We start from the raw sequence: 17,695 nt of genomic DNA on the forward strand, positions 1-17,695 counted from the left end.
ACCGCAGGTGGTGATGGGCCGCGGCGCGGGGAAGGGCGCGGCGGACGGGTGAAGACCTGGGGCGGTGTTTGCCGCTTCGTCCCCAGGTAAGCGGTCAGCGGCCGACCGGTTCTGGTGGCAGCTTGCCGAAGGGAGATGAACGGGTTAAGTCGGTGGCGTGACGTCTTAGTGGCGGGCCCCCGGGGAGTGCATCAACTGGACGCAGCACCTCGTCCGCCGGCTAATCACCCGGGGACCCGCTCGTGGTTCGATCATATGTTCGAATAGACATCGAATGCAAGTCTTGTTTTACACCCGGCGGCAGGAGTAGGCGACGGCGTCGCGGCCGATGCGGGTGATGACGAGGGTGGCCGAGGTGGTGCCTTTGGGGGCGAGCTTCTTGCGGAGTACGGCGGGGTCCAGGTCGACGCCGCGTTTCTTGATCTCGAGGGTGCCGATGTCCTGGTTGCGAACCCAGGCGCGCAGCGCTTTCTCCTTGTAGGGCAGCTCTTCGACGATCTCGTACGCCGAAGCGAGCGGTGTCGGCACGAGCTTGTCGGCGGTCACGTAGGCGATCCGCGGATCCAGCAGCCAGCCGTCGACCGCAGCGGCCACAGCGGTGACCAGACCGGCCCGTACGACGGCACCGTCCGGCTCGTACAGGTAGTTGCCGACCGGCCCGCTGTCGGTCTCCGGTGCGTCCGTCACAGTCGCGCCACCCGGCAACAGCGTCGCCCGGCGCGCAGCACCGGAGTACAAAGCACCAGACCACAGCGCGGCCTCTTTCACCTCACCTGCGTCGCTGATCCACTCGGCCTCGACCCCCTCCGGTACGGCGTCGTGCGGGATCCCCGGTGCGACCTTCACACACGCGGTCCGCTCCAGCAGTCCGGTGATGAAGGTCCATGGCGGCGAGTAGGCGTTGTGGTCGAACACGCGCCGCCCGTCCGCTCGCCGCGCCGGGTCCGCGAACACGACGTCGTACGGCGTGATGTCCGCGGACTCGGCGTCGCCGACGAGCACCTCGCCCGGTAGTTCCAGCGCAGCGAGGTTGGCGCGCGCTGCTGCGGCGGTTTCGGGGTCACGCTCGACACCGGTGACTCGCAGGCCGGCGCGGGCGGCGCTGATCAGGTCACCGCCGATTCCGCAGCCCAGGTCGATCACACTGCTGCCCGGCAAAGCCGCAGCGATCCGTGCAGCGCGGTGCGTGCCGACGACAGTGCGGGTGGCTTGCTCGTAGCCGTCCGGGGTGAAGTACATCAGTGCGGCATCCGCACCGAACTTCGCGACCGCCCGGTGCCGCAGTGCGGCCTGCGTGACCGCAGCACTGACCAGCACGCCGTCGTACCGGCGTCTGAGCTTCTCGACCAGCTGGAGTTCGCTGCCCGGTTGGTACTCCGCACAAGCGGCCGCCAGGACCTCAGGGTTGTCCAGCAGGGAGGTGACGGTCACCCGCACACTTTAGAGCGGGCTTGAGCAGGTCTTGCTCCAGCTGCGGGTGGCGGAGGAGTAGAGGCGCCAGTTCATCGCTGAGCGGGTCTTCGGACCGTAGATGCCGTCCACGACAATCTTGTGCTTGCGCTGCACCATGGTGACGACAGCTCTCGTGTTCTTGCCGTAGATGCCGTCGACGGTGAGCTTGGTGCCGTAGCAGGAGTTCAGGTTGCGCTGCAGTACCTGGATGGCGGTGAGGGGGTCACCGGTCCGGTCGGAGCCGCGGTGCGGGGTGTCGCCGTACTTGAGGTTGCAGTTGGTGCTGGAGCTGCCGTTGACCGACGGCATCGGGATGCCCCAGGTCTTGTTGACCGGGATGAGCCGTGCGGAGCGGCACTGGGCCAGCTTGGCCTCCGCGGCGGCCGCTGCCTCCAGTGAGGTCTGGTCATTGGCCTTGTCCGCGGTGAGTGGCGCTGCCTGGCCGTCGGCGGGCTTCGGCGGCGCTGCCGCCTGCTGCTGCTTGGACGCGCTCGCCGCGATCGCACCAACCCCCAGTGCACCTGCGACGGCCAGCACCGCGATGGTGCGGCCGGAGAACTTCGGCAGCTTGGGCAGCGTGAAAGCCATGGGAAGACGGTCCCACGCCGGCCTGCGTTAGGCCAGCGTGTGACCACTATCTGTGCACGCCCGGATGCTCAGAGCTTGTCGTAGCAGGCCTGGCTCCAGGCCTTCGTGGTCGGGTTGTACATCCGCCACTTGAGCGCGGAGCGGGTGTTCGGGCCGTAGATGCCGTCGGCGGGGAGCTTGAGCTTCTTCTGGACGGCCTTGACGGCGTCGCGGGTCTTGGCGCCGTACTTGCCGTCCTTGGCCAGCTTGTAGCCGTAGCAGTAGTTCAGGTTGCTCTGCAGTGCCTGGATCGCGCGGGCCGGGTCGCCGAAGGGGTTCTTCGGGTCGCGGTGCGGGTTGTCGCCGTACTTGAGGTTGCAGGTGGTGCTGGTGCTTTCCCACTCGCTCGGGACGAAGACGGTCCAGCCCTTCCCGACGTTCTTGAACGTCGCGGAGTCACACTGGCTCAAAGGCGCGGCGGACGCGGTGGCCGCAAGCGGGCTGACGACGAGGGCGGCCGCAGCGAGGGCGACGGCCGGCAGGCGACGAAACATCTTGTGCTCCCCAGAGACGGGACCCTCCGATCGGGATCCGTTGGCGAGTTGGACTCGCGCCGGGACCGGTTGGTTGCCCGGAGTGACCGCTCGGGGAGATTTCGTTTGGCACTCGAGTTGACCGAGTGCTAATCGCGGCCTAGATTCGGTGTTGGCACTCTCGGTGTGAGTGTGCCAGTGGTCCAACCTCCTGACCCCCGCGACGGCAGGGGAGCGCGATCACCGCAGCACCACAGACAAAAAGCGAATCGACCGTGGAGGTCAGCAAGTGTCGGTCACGATCAAGCCGCTCGAGGACCGGGTCCTCGTCGCGCCGCTCGAAGCCGAGCAGACCACGAAGTCCGGCCTGGTGATTCCGGACACCGCCAAGGAGAAGCCGCAGGAGGGCGAGATCCTCGCCGTCGGCCCGGGCCGGATCGACGACAACGGCAACCGCGTCCCGCTGGACGTCGCCGTCGGCGACAAGGTCATCTACTCCAAGTACGGCGGCACCGAGGTCAAGTACGACGGCCAGGACTACCTGATCCTGGGCGCCCGCGACATCCTCGCAGTCGTCAGCAAGTGACGACCGCCCGCTGTTCCTGACTGTCACCGCCCCGGTTGCCCTCGCTGGCACCGGGGCGGAGTGGGTCAGGAACAGTGGGACCCGCCGTACCTGACATTCAGAAAAGGACTGGTTTTCTTCATGCCGAAGATCCTCGAGTTCGACGAGAACGCGCGGCGCGCGCTGGAGCGTGGCGTCGACAAGCTCGCGAACACGGTGAAGGTGACGCTGGGCCCGAAGGGCCGCTACGTCGTCCTGGACAAGAAGTGGGGCGCCCCGACCATCACCAACGACGGTGTCACCGTCGCCCGTGAGGTCGAGCTGGACGACCCGTTCGAGAACCTTGGCGCGCAGCTCGCCAAGGAGGTCGCCACCAAGACCAACGACATCGCCGGTGACGGCACCACCACCGCGACGGTGCTGGCGCAGGCACTGGTGCACGAGGGCCTGCGGGCCGTCGCCGCCGGGGTCAACCCGATGGGCCTCAAGCGCGGGATCGAGGCGGCTGTCGAGGCCGTCTCCGCGCGGCTCGTCGAGACCGCCCGGCCGGTGGACGACAAGGGCGACATGGCCCACGTCGCCACCATCTCCGCCCGGGACGCCGAGATCGGCACCCTGATCGCGGACGCGTTCGACAAGGTGGGCAAGGACGGTGTGATCACCGTCGAGGAGTCGAACACCTTCGGCACCGAGCTCGAGTTCACCGAGGGAATGCAGTTCGACAAGGGCTACATCTCGCCGTACTTCATCACCGACGCCGAAGCCGGCGAAGCGGTGCTGGAGGACCCGTACATCCTGATCCACCAGGGCAAGATCTCCGCGATCGCGGACCTGCTGCCGCTGCTGGAGAAGGTCGTGCAGTCCGGCAAGACGCTGCTGATCATCGCCGAGGACGTCGAGGCCGAGGCCCTGTCCACCCTCGTGGTGAACAAGATCCGCGGCAACTTCACCTCCGTCGCCGTCAAGGCGCCGGGCTTCGGTGACCGCCGCAAGGCGATGCTCGAGGACCTGGCTGCCCTCACCGGCGCCCAGGTGATCGCGCCCGAGGTCGGGCTGAAGCTCGACCAGGTCGGCCTCGAGGTGCTCGGTACGTCGCGCCGGATCGTCGTCACCAAGGACAACACCACTGTTGTCGAGGGTGCCGGCAAGGCCGACGACATCGAGGGCCGGGTCAACCAGATCAAGGCCGAGATCGAGCGGACCGACTCCGACTGGGACCGCGAGAAGCTGCAGGAGCGGCTGGCGAAGCTCGCCGGCGGCGTCTGCGTGATCAAGGTCGGCGCGGCCACCGAGGTCGAGCTGAAGGAGAAGAAGCACCGGATCGAGGACGCCGTCTCCGCGACGCGCGCCGCGATCGAAGAGGGCATCGTCGCCGGTGGCGGCTCCGCCCTGGTGCACGCCGCCACGGTGCTCGACGACGGCCTGGGCCTCGAGGGTGACGAGCTCGCGGGTGTCCGGATCGTCCGCAAGTCGGTCGTCGAGCCGCTGCGCTGGATCGCCGAGAACGGCGGTTACGAGGGCTACGTGGTGACCTCGAAGGTTGCGGAGCTCGAGGTCGGCAGCGGCTTCAACGCCGCCACCGGCGAGTACGGCGACCTGCTCGGTCAGGGTGTCCTGGACCCGGTCAAGGTGACGCGTTCCGCGCTCGCCAACGCCGGTTCCATCGCCGCCCTGCTGCTGACGACCGAGACCCTGGTCGTCGACAAGCCCGAGGACGAAGAGCCCGCCGCAGCCGGTCACGGCCACGGCCACGGTCACTGACCTCAGGCAGTAGTACCACCGCACCGCCCCGGCACCACGTGTGCCGGGGCGGTGTTCTTTGTGTGGTTGGCTGGCCAGGTGGTGATGATTCGGGAACGGTCCGATGCGGATCTGGACGTCTGTGTGGAGTTGCTGCGGGACGTGCACGAGCTCGCCGGATACCCGGTGAACTGGCCGGCAGATCCCCGCGGGTGGCTGACACCGGTGGATCGGCTCAACTGCTGGGTGGCTGTCATCGACAGCCGGGTGGTCGGCCACGTCGTACTGACGTCGGATTCCGCCGGGGGCGCATCGGTCGAGCGGTTGTTCGTGGATCCACGGGCGACGCGAGCGGGTGTCGGGCGGAGTCTGCTCGAGCACTGCGTCACCACAGCCGTGGAGTCGGGGCGAAAGCTCACTCTCGAGGTGGTCGAGAAGCCAGGATCCGCGGCGATCGCGCTGTACCGCCGCGCGGGCTGGCGAGAGGCCGGTCGGACCCCGATCGACTGGGCAGGCGACGAAGCCTCCCACCTCCTGCACTTCGAACCACCGGCCTGATCAGAACTCACGCCGTACGACGGCTGCGGCGCCGGCGACCCGGCCTTGCCCCCAACCACACCACGGATATCCGCCGGTGTTGCCCCTTCTCCGGTCGTGTACGGGGGATAGAACGGGCCACACGAGGGGTTATCCGGTCTTGTGGTCGCGGCGGATCGCGGTCGTGGTCGTTGGCTGTGGGGCGGCGCTACGGGCCGGTAGTCACAGATCGTGATGAAGTGGCCAGTAGTGGCCACGGATTGCCACTAGGCAAGCAGAGATGAGAGCCGTACCATCTTTCACGCTGACCGGTCCGACACGAGGGGGCGAGGGGTGACTGAGGTCCGAGTACCGCACACCCACGACCGGGTCGAGCTCAGGGATCTAGCCGCATTGGCCGGCAACGGGGACCGTACAGCTCTTAACGACCTGCTCACACGGGTGCGCGCCGTCGCGCACCGCTATGTTCGGTCCCGTTTGTGGACCTATCCCGGTGGCGCCGACATGGTCGATGACGTCGCCCAAGAGGTTTGTGTCGCGGTCTTCGGCGCGCTCAGCCGGTACCGTGATGAGGGAAGGCCCTTCGAGGCCTTCGTCTACGGCATCGCGGCCCGCAAGGTCGCCGATGCCCAGCGTGCGTTCGCGGTCGCCGACGTCACCACGCCGGACCTGCCGGACGGCGCTGACGAGTCGCCGACACCTGAGGAGCACGCGGTCCGGCACTCGGAGGTCCAGCGCATCACGGACCTGATGGAGAAGCTGCCGGAGAAGCTGCGGGAGATCCTGCGGCTCCGGGTGGTGGCGGGGATGTCAGCCGAGGAGACCGGCCGGGCACTGGGGATGACACCGGGGGCGGTGAGGGTCGCACAGCATCGGGCGTTGAACACGCTCAGGGGGTATGTGGGGCATGAGGGACGAGGAGCAGGGGAGGGGCATCATGGCTGACCGATTCGACTTGGACGCGATCGACGCCGATGACGCACTGCTCGACCTGCTGGCTGCTGGAGGGGAGTCCGCGTACTACGCGGGCGAGCACGACCCGGCCGTGGCGTTGCTGGCCGAGCTTCGGCTGGCCGTGGAGGTCGAGGACGAACTCCCGGTGGAGACGATCGACGACCCGGAGAGCTTCCTGGCGCGTTGCGCTGCGCTGAACCCGGTGACGGATCCGTTCGCCCGCAAGATGGCGGCGCGTGGTCTGGCGCTCGGTGTCGCCGCGGTGGCCGCGCTGTCGGTCTCCGGGGTGGCCGCGGCCGTCACCGGCGACCCGCTGTCGCCGTACGAGAAGGTGATCGAGAAGATCACCGAGGCGGTCACGCCGCAGACGGACTTCCCGAAGGAACAGCTCGGCGGGTACCCGGTCCTCGACAAGGCCAAGATCGTCAAGGTCCAGAAGAACTTCCAGAAGAAGCAGGAAGAGAAGGCCGCCGAGGCCCAGCAGGACAAGACGCTGGCCAACGGCGAGCTGCCGCAGGCGAACGTCGAGCCGGAGCCGCCGCTGTTGCGGCCGCCGGTGGAGACCAAGCCGCTGGTGATCGAGCAGCCGGTTCCGCAGCCGACGCAACCGACGCAGACCACCCAGCCGCCGGTCGATCCGAAGCCGGGCGACCCGACGACCAAGCCGTCCGACCCGCCGCCGAGCGATCCGCCGCCGACGGAGCCGAGCACGCCGCCGGAGACCCCGCCGCCGTCCACGCCGACCGATCCGCCGGCTTCGCCACCGCCGACGGACCCGACCAGCCCGCCCACGACGCCGACCAACAACGGCGAGACGGGGAACAACCCGAACCCGGGCAGCACCGACCCGACCACAGCGCCGAGTACGGCGCCGACGGGTGACACCGGCAGCAACCCGTTACCGGGCCAGGACGGCGAGACCGGTCAGACCGGCGATGGCGGCAAGCCCACCGGCGAGGTCAAGCCCAGTACGCCGCCGCTCGGTGACCAGCCGGGCGACAGCAAGCCGGTCGACAACCCCGCCGACGGCGGCAAGGACGTCGTACCGGTGTTGCCGACGCCGTCCGGTGCGCCGGTCGAGGTGCAGAGCGTGGTGCAGTTCTTCGGCCGCGGCCTGGAGCTGATCGGCAAGCACTCCAACGGCAAGGTGACGTCGGGCTCGGTCCGCCAGCAGTACCCCAAGGGCAAGCACTCGACGGGGTCCTACGCGGAGGGTAAGCACGCGGCGATCGAGCGCACCCATGGCTCGATCGAGGACGAGACCGTGCTGCAGATCCTCGGGGTGCTGAACAAGCCCGCGCAGTGAACTGAACGGCGATTCAGGGCCCGGGTCTGCACCCGGGCCCTGGTCATGTGCGTGGTGACCCGGAGTCCGATTCTGACTCCGGGTAGCGGCGGCATACGATGGTGGTCCGTTCTCGCCGGACAAAGGTGCACGTTTTTCCCATGGACATCACAGCCGCTGGAGTTCCCGACAAGTTTGCCGCGCTCGGCCTGACCTTCGACGACGTCCTGCTGCAGCCCAACGAATCGGACGTCATCCCTTCCGAGGCTGTCACCCGGTCCCGGGTGAGCCGCAACATCGAGGTCAACATCCCGCTGCTGTCCAGTGCCATGGACACCGTCACCGAGGCCCGGATGGCGATCGCCATGGCCCGTCAGGGCGGTCTCGGCGTGCTGCACCGCAACCTGTCGATCGAGGACCAGGCCCAGCAGGTCGACCTGGTCAAGCGCTCGGAGTCCGGGATGATCGCGCAGCCGATCACCATCGGCCCGGAGGCCAGCATCGGCGAGGCCGACGCGCTCTGTGCGCAGTACCGGATCTCCGGTGTGCCGGTCGTCGACGACGCCGGTGTCCTGGTCGGCATCGTGACGAACCGTGACATGCGCTTCGAGAGCGACATGAACCGCCCGGTCCGCGAGGTGATGACCCGGCAGCCGCTGATCACCGGCAAGCAGGGGATCACCGCCGACGACGCGATGGCGCTGCTCAGCAAGCACAAGGTCGAGAAGCTGCCGCTGGTCGACGCCGACGGCAAGCTGACCGGTCTGATCACGCTGAAGGACTTCGTGAAGCGGGACAAGTTCCCGCTCTCCACCAAGGACGACACCGGCCGGCTGCGCGTCGCCGGTGCGATCGGCTTCTTCGGCGAGGCCTACAAGCGGGCGATGACGCTGGTCGAGGCCGGGGTCGACCTGCTCGTGGTGGACACCGCGCACGGTCACTCGCAGGCCCAGCTGGAGATCATCCGCAAGCTCAAGGCCGACCCGGCCACCCGCGGCGTCGACGTCGTCGGCGGCAACGTCGGGACCCGGGGCGGCGCGCAGGCGCTCGTCGACGCGGGCGCGGACGGCGTGAAGGTCGGCGTCGGACCGGGCTCGATCTGTACGACGCGCGTCGTGTCCGGCGTCGGTGTCCCGCAGGTCACCGCGATCTACGAGGCCTCGCTGGCGTGCAAGCCGGCCGGCGTACCGGTGATCGGCGACGGCGGCCTGCAGTACTCGGGTGACATCGCGAAGGCGCTGGTCGCCGGTGCGGACACGGTGATGCTCGGCTCGCTGCTCGCCGGTTGCGAGGAGTCGCCCGGCGACCTGGTCTTCATCAACGGCAAGCAGTTCAAGGCCTACCGCGGTATGGGTTCGCTCGGCGCGATGCAGTCCGGCGGGCTGCGCAAGTCGTACTCGAAGGACCGCTACTTCCAGAGCGATGTCGGCAGCGACGAGAAGCTGATCGCCGAGGGCGTCGAGGGCCAGGTGCCGTACCGCGGCCCGCTGTCGGCCGTCGCCCACCAGCTGATCGGCGGCCTGCGCCAGTCGATGTGGTACACCGGCGCCCGCACGGTGCCCGAGCTGCAGGACAAGGGCCGGTTCGTCCGGATCACCTCGGCCGGCCTGCAAGAATCGCACCCGCACGACATCCAGATGACGGTCGAAGCGCCGAACTACTCCGGCCGCTGACCCGCCCGTAAGCGAAGGACACCAGATGACCGAGATCGAGATCGGCCGGGCCAAGCGCGGGCGGCAGGCGTACGCCTTCGACGACATTGCGATCGTGCCGTCGCGCCGGACCCGGGATCCCGAGGAGGTTTCGGTCGCCTGGCAGATCGACGCGTACCGGTTCGAGCTGCCGATCCTGGCCGCGCCGATGGACTCGGTGATGTCGCCGGCGACGGCGATCGCGATCGGCAAGGCCGGCGGGCTCGGGGTACTGAATCTCGAAGGGCTCTGGACGCGGTACGAGGACCCGACCAAGTTGCTCGAGGAGATCACCTCCCTCGATCGTGAGCAGGCCACGCACCGGCTGCAGGAGATCTACTCGGCGCCGATCAAGCCCGAGCTGATCTCCCAGCGCGTGCAGGAGATCCGCAACTCCGGTGTCACGGTGGCCGGCGCGTTGTCGCCGCAGCGGACCAAGCAGTTCGCGAAGCACGTGGTTGATGCGGGCGTCGATCTCTTCGTCATCCGCGGTACGACGGTGTCGGCCGAGCACGTGTCCGGTCAGGCCGAGCCGCTGAACCTGAAGCAGTTCATCTACGACCTCGACGTGCCGGTGATTGTCGGCGGCTGTGCCACGCACCAGGCCGCACTGCACCTGATGCGGACGGGGGCGGCCGGCGTACTGGTCGGCTTCGGTGGTGGTGCTGCGCACACGACTCGCAAGGTGCTCGGCGTTGCGGTGCCGATGGCGTCTGCGGTGGCCGATGTGGCTGCGGCGCGGCGTGACTACATGGACGAGTCCGGTGGTCGCTACGTGCACGTGATCGCGGACGGTTCGGTCGGTCGCTCCGGCGATGTCGCGAAGGCGGTTGCCTGCGGTGCCGATGCCGTGATGGTCGGCTCGCCGCTGGCTCGGGCCAGCGATGCGCCCGGCGGTGGGTATCACTGGGGTGCCGAGGCGTGGCACGCCGATCTGCCCCGTGGCGAGCGCGTCGAGGTCGGCGTCACCGGCACGATGGAGCAGATCCTGTTCGGCCCTTCCTGGGTCCCGGACGGCACCATGAACCTGGTCGGCGCGCTCAAGCGAGCCATGGCGACCACGGGCTACACCGAGCTGAAGGAATTCCAGCGGGTCGAGGTCGTCGTCGGTTGAGCACCGGCGTCCTGATCCTGCACGGCTCCAGCGGTACGCCGGACGCGGATCGGGCCCGGATCCTGCGCGACGAGGGGTACGACGTACTGGCACCGGCCTGGCCTGTTCGGGCCGAGGTGCCGCTGGAGTCGTTCCCGCTCGACGAGTTGGCGGGGCGCAACGATCGGCTCGTGGTGATGGGCAGCTCCTGGGGTGCCGAGGCGGCACTGCTGCTCGGGGCACTCGACGAGCGGATCCACGCGGTGGTCGCCTTCGCTCCGAGCGCCTACGTGTGGGGTCGGGTGGACGAGGACGGCAGCCAGCGGTCGGCGTGGACGTGGCGAGGTGAGCCGCTGCCGTTCGTGCCGTTCGCCACGGACTGGCAGCCGGATGCGGATCCGCCTAGCTACACGTCGTTGTACCGACAGAGCCTTAGCAAGGCTGACTACGAGTCGGCGCGGATACCGGTCGAGCGGATCCGCGACGTACTGCTGATCGCTGGTGGCGACGACAAGGTCTGGCCGTCGGTGGACTTCACCGAGGAGATCGTCCGGCGGCGCGGTGCGTTGCCGACGCGGCTGGTGGTCGGTGACGCGGCCGGGCATCGGCCGGTGCTGCCGGGCGAGACGCCGAAGACGGCCGGGCAGACGATGGCCCGAGGTGGCACCGAGGCGGCCGACCGCGAGCTCGGCGATCGCGCGTGGCCCGAGATCCTCACGCTGCTGCACGACGTGCGGCGAGCGGCATCGCTTGATGAACTCTGAAAGGATTGCCGCATGGGACTGTTCAGCCGCAAGCGCAACCAGGACGCCGACAACGCCGCCCTCGCTGGGGCGCGCGCGAAGCTGACCTCGGACGACGTGGATCAGGTGCGGTTCCTGATCACCTCGAAGCTGCTCATCCACGCGACCAAGCTGGTGATCGACCGGACCGGACTGGACATCAAGAAGGCGCGGCAGATCGTCGACGAGATCCGGTACGGGACCTATGTGCCGCCGATCGAGAAGACGCCGCTGATGCGCAGGCCGGGGACGAACCTGGCCGAGCGCACCCGCGCGCTGAAGGCTGCGGGTGACCTACACCAGGCGACCGCTCTGGTGGTGTCGGAGACCGGTATGACGGAGGCGGAGGCCGGCCTGTTCGTCGGTGCTCTGAACATCGACCTGCAGGACTAAGGCGTCCACCCCGGATCGCGTCCGAAGGTGCCGAGCAGTACGTCGCCCGGGTCTGTGAAGCCCGCGATCGGCGCGCTGACCATCCCCATCGAGCGGTAGAGCTCGGCGCGATCCGCGAACCAGTCCGCGACCGGTCCGATCAGTTCCGGGTCCAGGCTGCGGTCGGCCCCGATCGCAGCGGCCAGATCCCAGGTGTGGATCAGATGGTCCGCGATCAGTTGGCGAAGGTACTCCGCCGGGTCCTCGTCGCCGTACGACAGATGGACGGCAGTCGCCGGTAGCGCGGCCGCCGCTTGAGCAGCTCGTCCGGCCTCGCTTGCCGCCGCAGCCGGATCGGAACCGAGCAGGTCTCCGTCCAGCGTCGAGCCGACGTCCGCGATGGTCTGGCCGGCCATCAGTGGCGCGGTCCAGCGCTCTTCGCCGACCACATGGTTCACCAGCGCTCGTACGTCCCAGTCGGCACACGGCGTCACCGCCGACCACTGCTCGTCGCCCACCGCGGCGACCAGGCGGACGAATCCGTCCACGCTGCGGTTGTGCAGTTCCACGACCTCCATGACGATTCCCCCTCTCACCGTCAGAGTCCGCCCGCGCGGATCGGCCGTCAACGCCCGAGCCCCAGCGGTAAGGGCCCCGTACGCCGCTAGGGCGTGTCTCTTAACTCCCCGCCTACTGCGCTGCACCCGGTGCGGCACCTCGCCGCACTGGCGGAAAGGCCACGATGGAAAAGCATCGAGGCCTTCCCTCCAGCACGCCGAGCTACCGCACCGGGCACATGCTCGCTACGGCGCGGACTTAAGAGACACGCCCTAGCCGCCGATGCGGCGTTCGGGGCCGGTGAGGAGTTGCTGGGCGGCCTCGTGAGCGTGCTGGGACGCGGTGAGGTCGCCGGTCGCGGCCAGCAGGTCGCCGTGGTGGCGGTAGCAGTCGGCGGCCAGGTCCTTCATCTCGGGATCGTCGTCGGTGAACGGGATCAGGGCCGTGGCCACCTCGGCACACCAGCCGGCCAGGTCGAGAGCGAGCTCGAGCCGTCCGGACTGGTAGTACGCGTTGGAGACATCGCGCAGCAGCTTCGCCCAGATCGGCGCGTAGGTGCTCGTCTCGTAGCGCATCCGCTGTGACTCGCGCTCCGAGGAGATCGCGAACAGGTAGTGCGCTTCCACGCCCAGGGTCAGCGCAGTGTCCACGTCCTGCACCAGCAACTGCGGGACGAGCTCAGCCAGCTCAGTCGCGCGCACTGCGGCCGACTCGGGGTCGGTGCGGCCGGAGACCGTCGCCAGCGTCATGCCCGGCGCTGGCTCGGCCAGGGCGAGCAGGCGGAAGTACTGCTCGTACGGGCCGAGCTTGATCTCCGCGTTCTCGAGTGCGGTGACCAGAGTGAGCGGTAGACCGCGCTCCAGCTCTTCAGTCACCCGGGCAGCCGTCTCCGCGTCGGTGTCAAAGGCGGTGCGCAGACAGGTCTCGCCCTCCATCAACCGCCCGACGATCCCGAGGTGTTTGCCCTTGCGGGTGAGTGCGGCGACCAGTGTGCGCATGTCGGTCGCGGAGTCCGAGTCGGCGAGTGTGTCTGCCGTGGTCAGCCCGATCTCGTCGGCTTCCAGTGCCAAGTCGAGTCGGCCCTCGGCCGCATGGACGTCGGCGGATACGGCGGTCGCCGTACAGAGGTAGCGCGCGTAGGACAGGGACTGCGGGCTCTCGTTGATCTGGTCGGCCAGCTGGAGGAACAGCTGGGTGGCCGCGTCCGCGGACGCGACGGCCAGCGCGGGATCGCCGTACCGGCGCAGGATCAGCGCGTTCATCGCGAGCACCCGGGCGAAGTCCGGCTGGTGCCGCAGTCCGTCCTCGCCGCTGACCAGCTGACCGTACGAGATGACTGCGCCATCCATCTCCAGTACGGCGGTAGCGCCGCGACCGCGGTGCGCCTGCGTCATCGCCCGCCGTGCCCGGATATCGGCCAGGAAGGATGTGGCGTCGAGCACACCGGCGTCACTCAGTTCGGTATAGCCCAGTTGCGCCTCGTGCAGCGCTGCCAGCGCCTCCTCATGTCGACCGGACGCGTTCAGTGAGCCGGCCAGCTCGTACTGGGTAGCGGCCATCAGATGCTTGGCCTCGTAGTGGTTCGGGCTCCCCTCGGCCCGCTCCCTGGCCAGCTCGATAACGCGTTGCTGGTAAGGCCCTGCCTCGTCGGCACGGCCTTCCTCGATCAGTACCTGGGCTGTCTGCAGCGCCTCACCGAGCTCGTCCTCAGGAGGCGTGAAGAGCCCCCCGCTGTCCACCATCTCGCAGTTCCACCCCTTCACGACGTTCAGCCGTCCAGCCTAGGGCAATGCATCTGCACGTGCAGGTGGACACGAACACGAGTTCCACTACTGACACTTCCTATTACTGGCAGGTAGCCTGGAGGAATGAGCGAGCAGACGTCGATTCCTGCTGACCCGGAGCTCGATCCGACCGCGTCCTATGCGACCGATCAGTCGGTGATCCGGCGGTTGTCGGGGTTGCTGCGCGCTTCGGCTGGCACGCGGACGTCGTACGCGCCGGCTACCGGGCAGCCGATCGCTGACCTGCCGATCTCCAGCCCGGATGACGTGATCGCCGCTGTGCGGTCGGCGCGGAAGACCCAGCTGAGCTGGCGTCAGGTGCCGCTGGACGAGCGGGCCGCGATCCTGCTGCGCTACCACGACCTGGTGCTGGATCACCGGCACGAGCTGGTCGACCTGGTGATCCGGGAGTCCGGCAAGGCACGCAAGCAGGCCTTCGAGGAGGTCGCGCACGTCGCGATGACCGCCCGGTACTACGGTCGCAAGGCGCACGAACTGCTCGACCCGCAGCGCAAGCTCGGCATGTTCCCGGTGCTGACCCGTGCGGAGCAGCGGTTCGTCCCGAAGGGTGTCGTCGGCATCATCTCGCCGTGGAACTACCCGCTCAGCATGGCGATGGCCGACGGGCTGCCCGCGGTCCTGGCCGGCAACACCGTCGTACACAAACCGGACAGCCAGACCCCGCTGACCGCGCTGCGAGCGATCGAGCTCCTGTACGACGCAGGTCTGCCGCGCGAAGCGTGGATCCCGGTGAACGGGGACGGGCCGACGGTCGGCGGCGCGATCATCCAGAACACCGACTACATCTGCTTCACCGGCTCCACGAAGACCGGGCGCCTGGTCGCGCAGCAGGCAGCCGAGCGACTGATCGGGTTCAGCCTGGAGCTCGGTGGCAAGAACCCGATGCTGGTACTGCGTGATGCGGACGTGCAGCGCGCGGCCGAGGGCGCCGTACGGGCTTGTTTCGCGAGTGCCGGCCAGCTCTGTGTGTCGATGGAGCGCCTGTACGTCGCCGACCAGGTGTACGACGCGTTCGTGACAGCGTTCGTCGCGCGGGTGAGCAAGCTGAAGCTGTCGGCCGGGACCGGCTGGGATGTCGACATGGGCTCGCTGATCTCGAAGGCGCAACTGGAGACGGTGACCCGGCATGTCGAGGACGCCAGGTCCAAGGGCGCCGTCGTACTGGCTGGTGGGAAGGCGCGGCCGGAGATCGGCCCGCTGTTCTACGAGCCGACTGTGCTGTCCGGTGTGACGCCAGCGATGGAGTGCTTCGACAACGAGACCTTCGGGCCGGTCGTGTCGATCTACCGGTTCTCCGACGAGTCCGAGGCGATCCAGCGCGCCAACGAGGGTGAGTACGGGCTGAACGCGAGCGTCTACACCCGGGACACCCGCCGAGGCCGCGCGGTCGCGGCGCAACTGGTGGCCGGCACGGTCAACGTGAACGAGGGGTACGCGGCGACCTTCGGCTCGATCGACACCCCGATGGGTGGCATGCGCTCGTCCGGCGTCGGTCGTCGCCAAGGCGTCGAAGGCATCCGCCGGTACGTCGATCCGCAGGCGATCGCGACGCAGCGGCTGCTGCCGATCGCGGCATCGCACGGCCTGTCCGACCAGGCGTACGCCGAGGTCATGACCGGCGCCCTCCGCGTTCTGAAGAAGCTGGGTCGCGCTTGATCCTCTAGCTTGGAGTCAACATGTCGTTCGACTATGACGTGCTCATCATCGGGTCCGGGTTCGGCGGATCCGTCAGTGCGCTGCGGCTGACGGAGAAGGGCTACGACGTCGCGGTGCTCGAGGCCGGGGCGCGGTTCGAGGACTCCGGGTTCGCGAAGACCTCGTGGGACAAGAAGCGGTTCCTGTTCGCGCCCAAACTCGGCATGTACGGTATCCAGCGGATCAGCGCGCTCAAGGACGTGATCATCCTGTCCGGCGCCGGGGTCGGCGGCGGCAGTCTCGTCTACGCGAACACGCTCTACGAACCGCTGGACGCGTTCTACGCCGACCGCCAGTGGGCGCACATCACCGACTGGAAGTCCGAGCTCGCGCCGTACTACGACCAGGCGAAGCGGATGCTCGGTGTCGCCACCTATCCCGGATTCACCCCGGCCGACCAGGTGATGAAGCAGGTCGCCGATGACATGGGCGTGGGCGACACCTTCCACCCGACCCCGGTCGGCGTCTTCTTCGGCTCACCCGGGGTCGAGGTCGACGATCCCTACTTCGGTGGCGCGGGCCCCCGCCGTACCGGCTGTATCGAGTGCGGCGAGTGCATGACGGGCTGCCGGCACAACGCGAAGAACACGCTGACCAAGAACTACCTCTACCTGGCCGAGAAGGCCGGGGCTCGCGTCTACCCGCTGACCACGGTGACCTCGGTCGAGCCATTGCCGGACGGCGGGTACGCCGTGGACACCCGCGGGACCGCGGATCGGAAGAGCGCCAGGCGGTTCACCGCGCAGCAGGTCATCTTCGCGGCCTCCGCCCTCGGTACGGCGAAACTCCTGCATCGACTGCGGGACGAGAACAAGCTGCCGCGGTTGTCGACCCGGCTCGGCGTACTCACCCGGACGAACTCCGAGTCCTTGCTCGGCGCGATGGCGATGAACCTCGACATCGACTACACCCGCGGGGTCGCGATCACCTCGTCGTTCCACCCGGACGAGATCACCCACATCGAACCGGTTCGGTACGGGCGCGGCAGCAACGCGATGTCGCTGCTGCAGACCGTCCTCACCGACGGGGACGGCGATCGGCCGCGCTGGCGGACGTGGCTGCGCGAGCTGCGGGTGCAGCGGAGCAACCTGCGCCGGCTGTACGACCTGAAGCACTGGTCCGAGCGGACCGTGATCGCGCTCGTCATGCAGACCGCGGACAACTCGATCACCACGTTCGGCAAGCGGGACCGGTTCGGCCGCTGGAAGCTGTCGTCGGAGCAGGGCCACGGCGCCCCGAACCCGTCCTGGATCCCGGTCGCGAACGAGGTCGTCCGCCGGATGGCGCGGGTGATGAAGGGGACGCCGGGCGGGACCATCGGCGAGCCGTTCAACGTGCCGATGACCGCGCACTTCATCGGCGGCTGCGTGATCGGCGACTCCCCGGCCACCGGCGTGGTCGACCCGTACCACCGCGTCTACGGGTACGACGGGCTGCACATCATGGACGGATCGGCGATCTCGGCCAATCTCGGAGTGAACCCGTCGTTGACGATCACCGCCCAGGCCGAGCGGGCGCTGTCGTTCTGGCCGAACAAGGGGACCGACGACACCCGGCCGGCGCTGAACCGGCCGTACCAGCGGTTGCAGCCGGTCGCTCCGTCGTCCCCGGTGGTCCCTGCGGATGCGCCCGGAGCACTCCGGTTGCCGATCGTCCAGATCAGTACAAAGCAGCCTGTGACGAAGTCGTAACGTCTTCCTGATCTTTCATCGAGGTAATTCTTCGAGGGCGTTGCGAACCCCGATGAAATGAAAGAACCTCAGCCTTCTGGAGAGGCTGAGGTGATTCGCTGAAAGGTGCCGTAAAAGGGAGCGAGCCCCTCGGGAACGTTTCCGCCCAAATCGTTTCCCGAGGGGCTCACTCAAGCCGGGGTGAGGCGCCCGGCGCTTTGGGATCGGGTCACCAACCATGGCTGGCGACCCGAGCTCTTGGTCACTACCTTACATCCGATTTCTGGAGTTTCGAGCCCTGCGGAGTGGTTGTTATCACTCTGCGTGCCGTTCGTAATGATCGGCCACTCGTTGCTCTTTGTTACCGGGTGGCGGTCTTCCTTGCGGTAACCGCCT

Annotated in this window: 16 protein-coding genes; 11 read left to right on the forward strand and 5 right to left on the reverse strand. The window is 68.1% G+C overall.

Annotated features, from left to right (window positions below; translation table 11 throughout):
* Positions 1 to 288 precede the first annotated feature (288 nt).
* The 3 genes from ABD231_RS02735 to ABD231_RS02745 all read right to left on the reverse strand — a co-directional run bounded on the left by ABD231_RS02735 (position 289) and on the right by ABD231_RS02745 (position 2,573).
* Positions 289 to 1,431, reverse strand: coding sequence for a class I SAM-dependent methyltransferase (locus tag ABD231_RS02735; protein ID WP_344144766.1), 1,143 nt, complete (start codon positions 1,429 to 1,431; stop codon positions 289 to 291).
* A gap of 9 nt (positions 1,432 to 1,440) precedes the next feature.
* The gene (locus ABD231_RS02740; RefSeq protein WP_344144768.1) at positions 1,441 to 2,040 is read right to left on the reverse strand and encodes a peptidoglycan-binding domain-containing protein; all 600 of its coding nucleotides are present in this window, start codon (positions 2,038 to 2,040) and stop codon (positions 1,441 to 1,443) included.
* 68 nt (positions 2,041 to 2,108) lie between these two features.
* Complete coding sequence (locus ABD231_RS02745; RefSeq protein WP_344144770.1) at positions 2,109 to 2,573, reverse strand: peptidoglycan-binding domain-containing protein; 465 nt, start codon at positions 2,571 to 2,573, stop codon at positions 2,109 to 2,111.
* 268 nt (positions 2,574 to 2,841) lie between these two features.
* Between ABD231_RS02745 and groES the strand changes: the two genes are divergently transcribed.
* From groES to ABD231_RS02790, 9 genes are all read left to right on the forward strand, one after another.
* The gene (groES, locus tag ABD231_RS02750; protein WP_130384566.1) at positions 2,842 to 3,138 is read left to right on the forward strand and encodes a co-chaperone GroES; all 297 of its coding nucleotides are present in this window, start codon (positions 2,842 to 2,844) and stop codon (positions 3,136 to 3,138) included.
* Positions 3,139 to 3,258: 120 nt separating this feature from the next.
* Complete coding sequence (groL, locus tag ABD231_RS02755; protein ID WP_344144772.1) at positions 3,259 to 4,878, forward strand: chaperonin GroEL; 1,620 nt, start codon at positions 3,259 to 3,261, stop codon at positions 4,876 to 4,878.
* Positions 4,879 to 4,962: 84 nt separating this feature from the next.
* On the forward strand, positions 4,963 to 5,415 hold the full coding sequence (locus tag ABD231_RS02760) for a GNAT family N-acetyltransferase (protein ID WP_344144774.1): 453 nt from the start codon (positions 4,963 to 4,965) through the stop codon (positions 5,413 to 5,415).
* Positions 5,416 to 5,727: 312 nt separating this feature from the next.
* Positions 5,728 to 6,339 carry an RNA polymerase sigma factor ShbA gene (gene shbA / locus ABD231_RS02765; RefSeq protein ID WP_344144776.1) on the forward strand — a complete coding sequence of 204 codons (612 nt, stop codon included), beginning with the start codon at positions 5,728 to 5,730 and terminating at the stop codon, positions 6,337 to 6,339.
* Positions 6,332 to 7,654, forward strand: a complete 1,323-nt coding sequence (locus ABD231_RS02770; RefSeq protein WP_344144778.1) for a hypothetical protein — start codon at positions 6,332 to 6,334, stop codon at positions 7,652 to 7,654. Before shbA ends, ABD231_RS02770 begins: the two co-directional genes overlap by 8 nt.
* Before the next feature lie 140 nt (positions 7,655 to 7,794).
* The gene (gene guaB / locus ABD231_RS02775; RefSeq protein WP_344144780.1) at positions 7,795 to 9,306 is read left to right on the forward strand and encodes an IMP dehydrogenase; all 1,512 of its coding nucleotides are present in this window, start codon (positions 7,795 to 7,797) and stop codon (positions 9,304 to 9,306) included.
* A gap of 25 nt (positions 9,307 to 9,331) precedes the next feature.
* Entirely contained in the window at positions 9,332 to 10,438 is a 1,107-nt protein-coding gene (locus ABD231_RS02780; protein WP_344144782.1) for a GuaB3 family IMP dehydrogenase-related protein, read from the forward strand.
* Positions 10,435 to 11,181, forward strand: a complete 747-nt coding sequence (locus tag ABD231_RS02785) for an acyl-CoA thioester hydrolase/BAAT C-terminal domain-containing protein (RefSeq protein ID WP_344144784.1) — start codon at positions 10,435 to 10,437, stop codon at positions 11,179 to 11,181. Before ABD231_RS02780 ends, ABD231_RS02785 begins: the two co-directional genes overlap by 4 nt.
* 12 nt (positions 11,182 to 11,193) lie before the next feature.
* Entirely contained in the window at positions 11,194 to 11,592 is a 399-nt protein-coding gene (locus ABD231_RS02790) for a hypothetical protein (protein WP_344144786.1), read from the forward strand.
* On the opposite strand, the gene ABD231_RS02795 is transcribed toward ABD231_RS02790, so the two are convergent.
* On the reverse strand, positions 11,589 to 12,149 hold the full coding sequence (locus tag ABD231_RS02795) for a TIGR03086 family metal-binding protein (RefSeq protein WP_344144788.1): 561 nt from the start codon (positions 12,147 to 12,149) through the stop codon (positions 11,589 to 11,591). The genes ABD231_RS02790 and ABD231_RS02795 overlap by 4 nt on opposite strands.
* 252 nt (positions 12,150 to 12,401) lie before the next feature.
* The gene (locus tag ABD231_RS02800; protein ID WP_344144790.1) at positions 12,402 to 13,871 is read right to left on the reverse strand and encodes a hypothetical protein; all 1,470 of its coding nucleotides are present in this window, start codon (positions 13,869 to 13,871) and stop codon (positions 12,402 to 12,404) included.
* A gap of 126 nt (positions 13,872 to 13,997) precedes the next feature.
* On the opposite strand from ABD231_RS02800, the gene ABD231_RS02805 reads away from it, so the two are divergent.
* Positions 13,998 to 15,590, forward strand: coding sequence for a succinic semialdehyde dehydrogenase (locus ABD231_RS02805; protein WP_344144792.1), 1,593 nt, complete (start codon positions 13,998 to 14,000; stop codon positions 15,588 to 15,590).
* A gap of 20 nt (positions 15,591 to 15,610) precedes the next feature.
* Complete coding sequence (locus ABD231_RS02810) at positions 15,611 to 17,320, forward strand: GMC oxidoreductase (RefSeq protein WP_344144794.1); 1,710 nt, start codon at positions 15,611 to 15,613, stop codon at positions 17,318 to 17,320.
* Positions 17,321 to 17,695: the final 375 nt, after the last annotated feature.

This window comes from Kribbella yunnanensis (genome assembly GCF_039529655.1).
Classification (GTDB): domain Bacteria; phylum Actinomycetota; class Actinomycetes; order Propionibacteriales; family Kribbellaceae; genus Kribbella; species Kribbella yunnanensis.

Excerpts from the sequence above, each read along its gene's own strand:
- ABD231_RS02760 (WP_344144774.1), top strand. The coding sequence starts at position 4,963 with ATGATTCGGGAACGGTCCGATGCGGATCTGGACGTCTGTGTGGAGTTG.
- ABD231_RS02800 (WP_344144790.1), bottom strand. The coding sequence starts at position 13,871 with ATGGTGGACAGCGGGGGGCTCTTCACGCCTCCTGAGGACGAGCTCGGT.
- ABD231_RS02740 (WP_344144768.1), bottom strand. The coding sequence starts at position 2,040 with ATGGCTTTCACGCTGCCCAAGCTGCCGAAGTTCTCCGGCCGCACCATC.
- ABD231_RS02805 (WP_344144792.1), top strand. The coding sequence starts at position 13,998 with ATGAGCGAGCAGACGTCGATTCCTGCTGACCCGGAGCTCGATCCGACC.
- ABD231_RS02810 (WP_344144794.1), top strand. The coding sequence starts at position 15,611 with ATGTCGTTCGACTATGACGTGCTCATCATCGGGTCCGGGTTCGGCGGA.
- ABD231_RS02745 (WP_344144770.1), bottom strand. The coding sequence starts at position 2,573 with ATGTTTCGTCGCCTGCCGGCCGTCGCCCTCGCTGCGGCCGCCCTCGTC.
- groL (WP_344144772.1), top strand. The coding sequence starts at position 3,259 with ATGCCGAAGATCCTCGAGTTCGACGAGAACGCGCGGCGCGCGCTGGAG.
- ABD231_RS02780 (WP_344144782.1), top strand. The coding sequence starts at position 9,332 with ATGACCGAGATCGAGATCGGCCGGGCCAAGCGCGGGCGGCAGGCGTAC.
- ABD231_RS02790 (WP_344144786.1), top strand. The coding sequence starts at position 11,194 with ATGGGACTGTTCAGCCGCAAGCGCAACCAGGACGCCGACAACGCCGCC.
- ABD231_RS02795 (WP_344144788.1), bottom strand. The coding sequence starts at position 12,149 with ATGGAGGTCGTGGAACTGCACAACCGCAGCGTGGACGGATTCGTCCGC.
- guaB (WP_344144780.1), top strand. The coding sequence starts at position 7,795 with ATGGACATCACAGCCGCTGGAGTTCCCGACAAGTTTGCCGCGCTCGGC.
- ABD231_RS02770 (WP_344144778.1), top strand. The coding sequence starts at position 6,332 with ATGGCTGACCGATTCGACTTGGACGCGATCGACGCCGATGACGCACTG.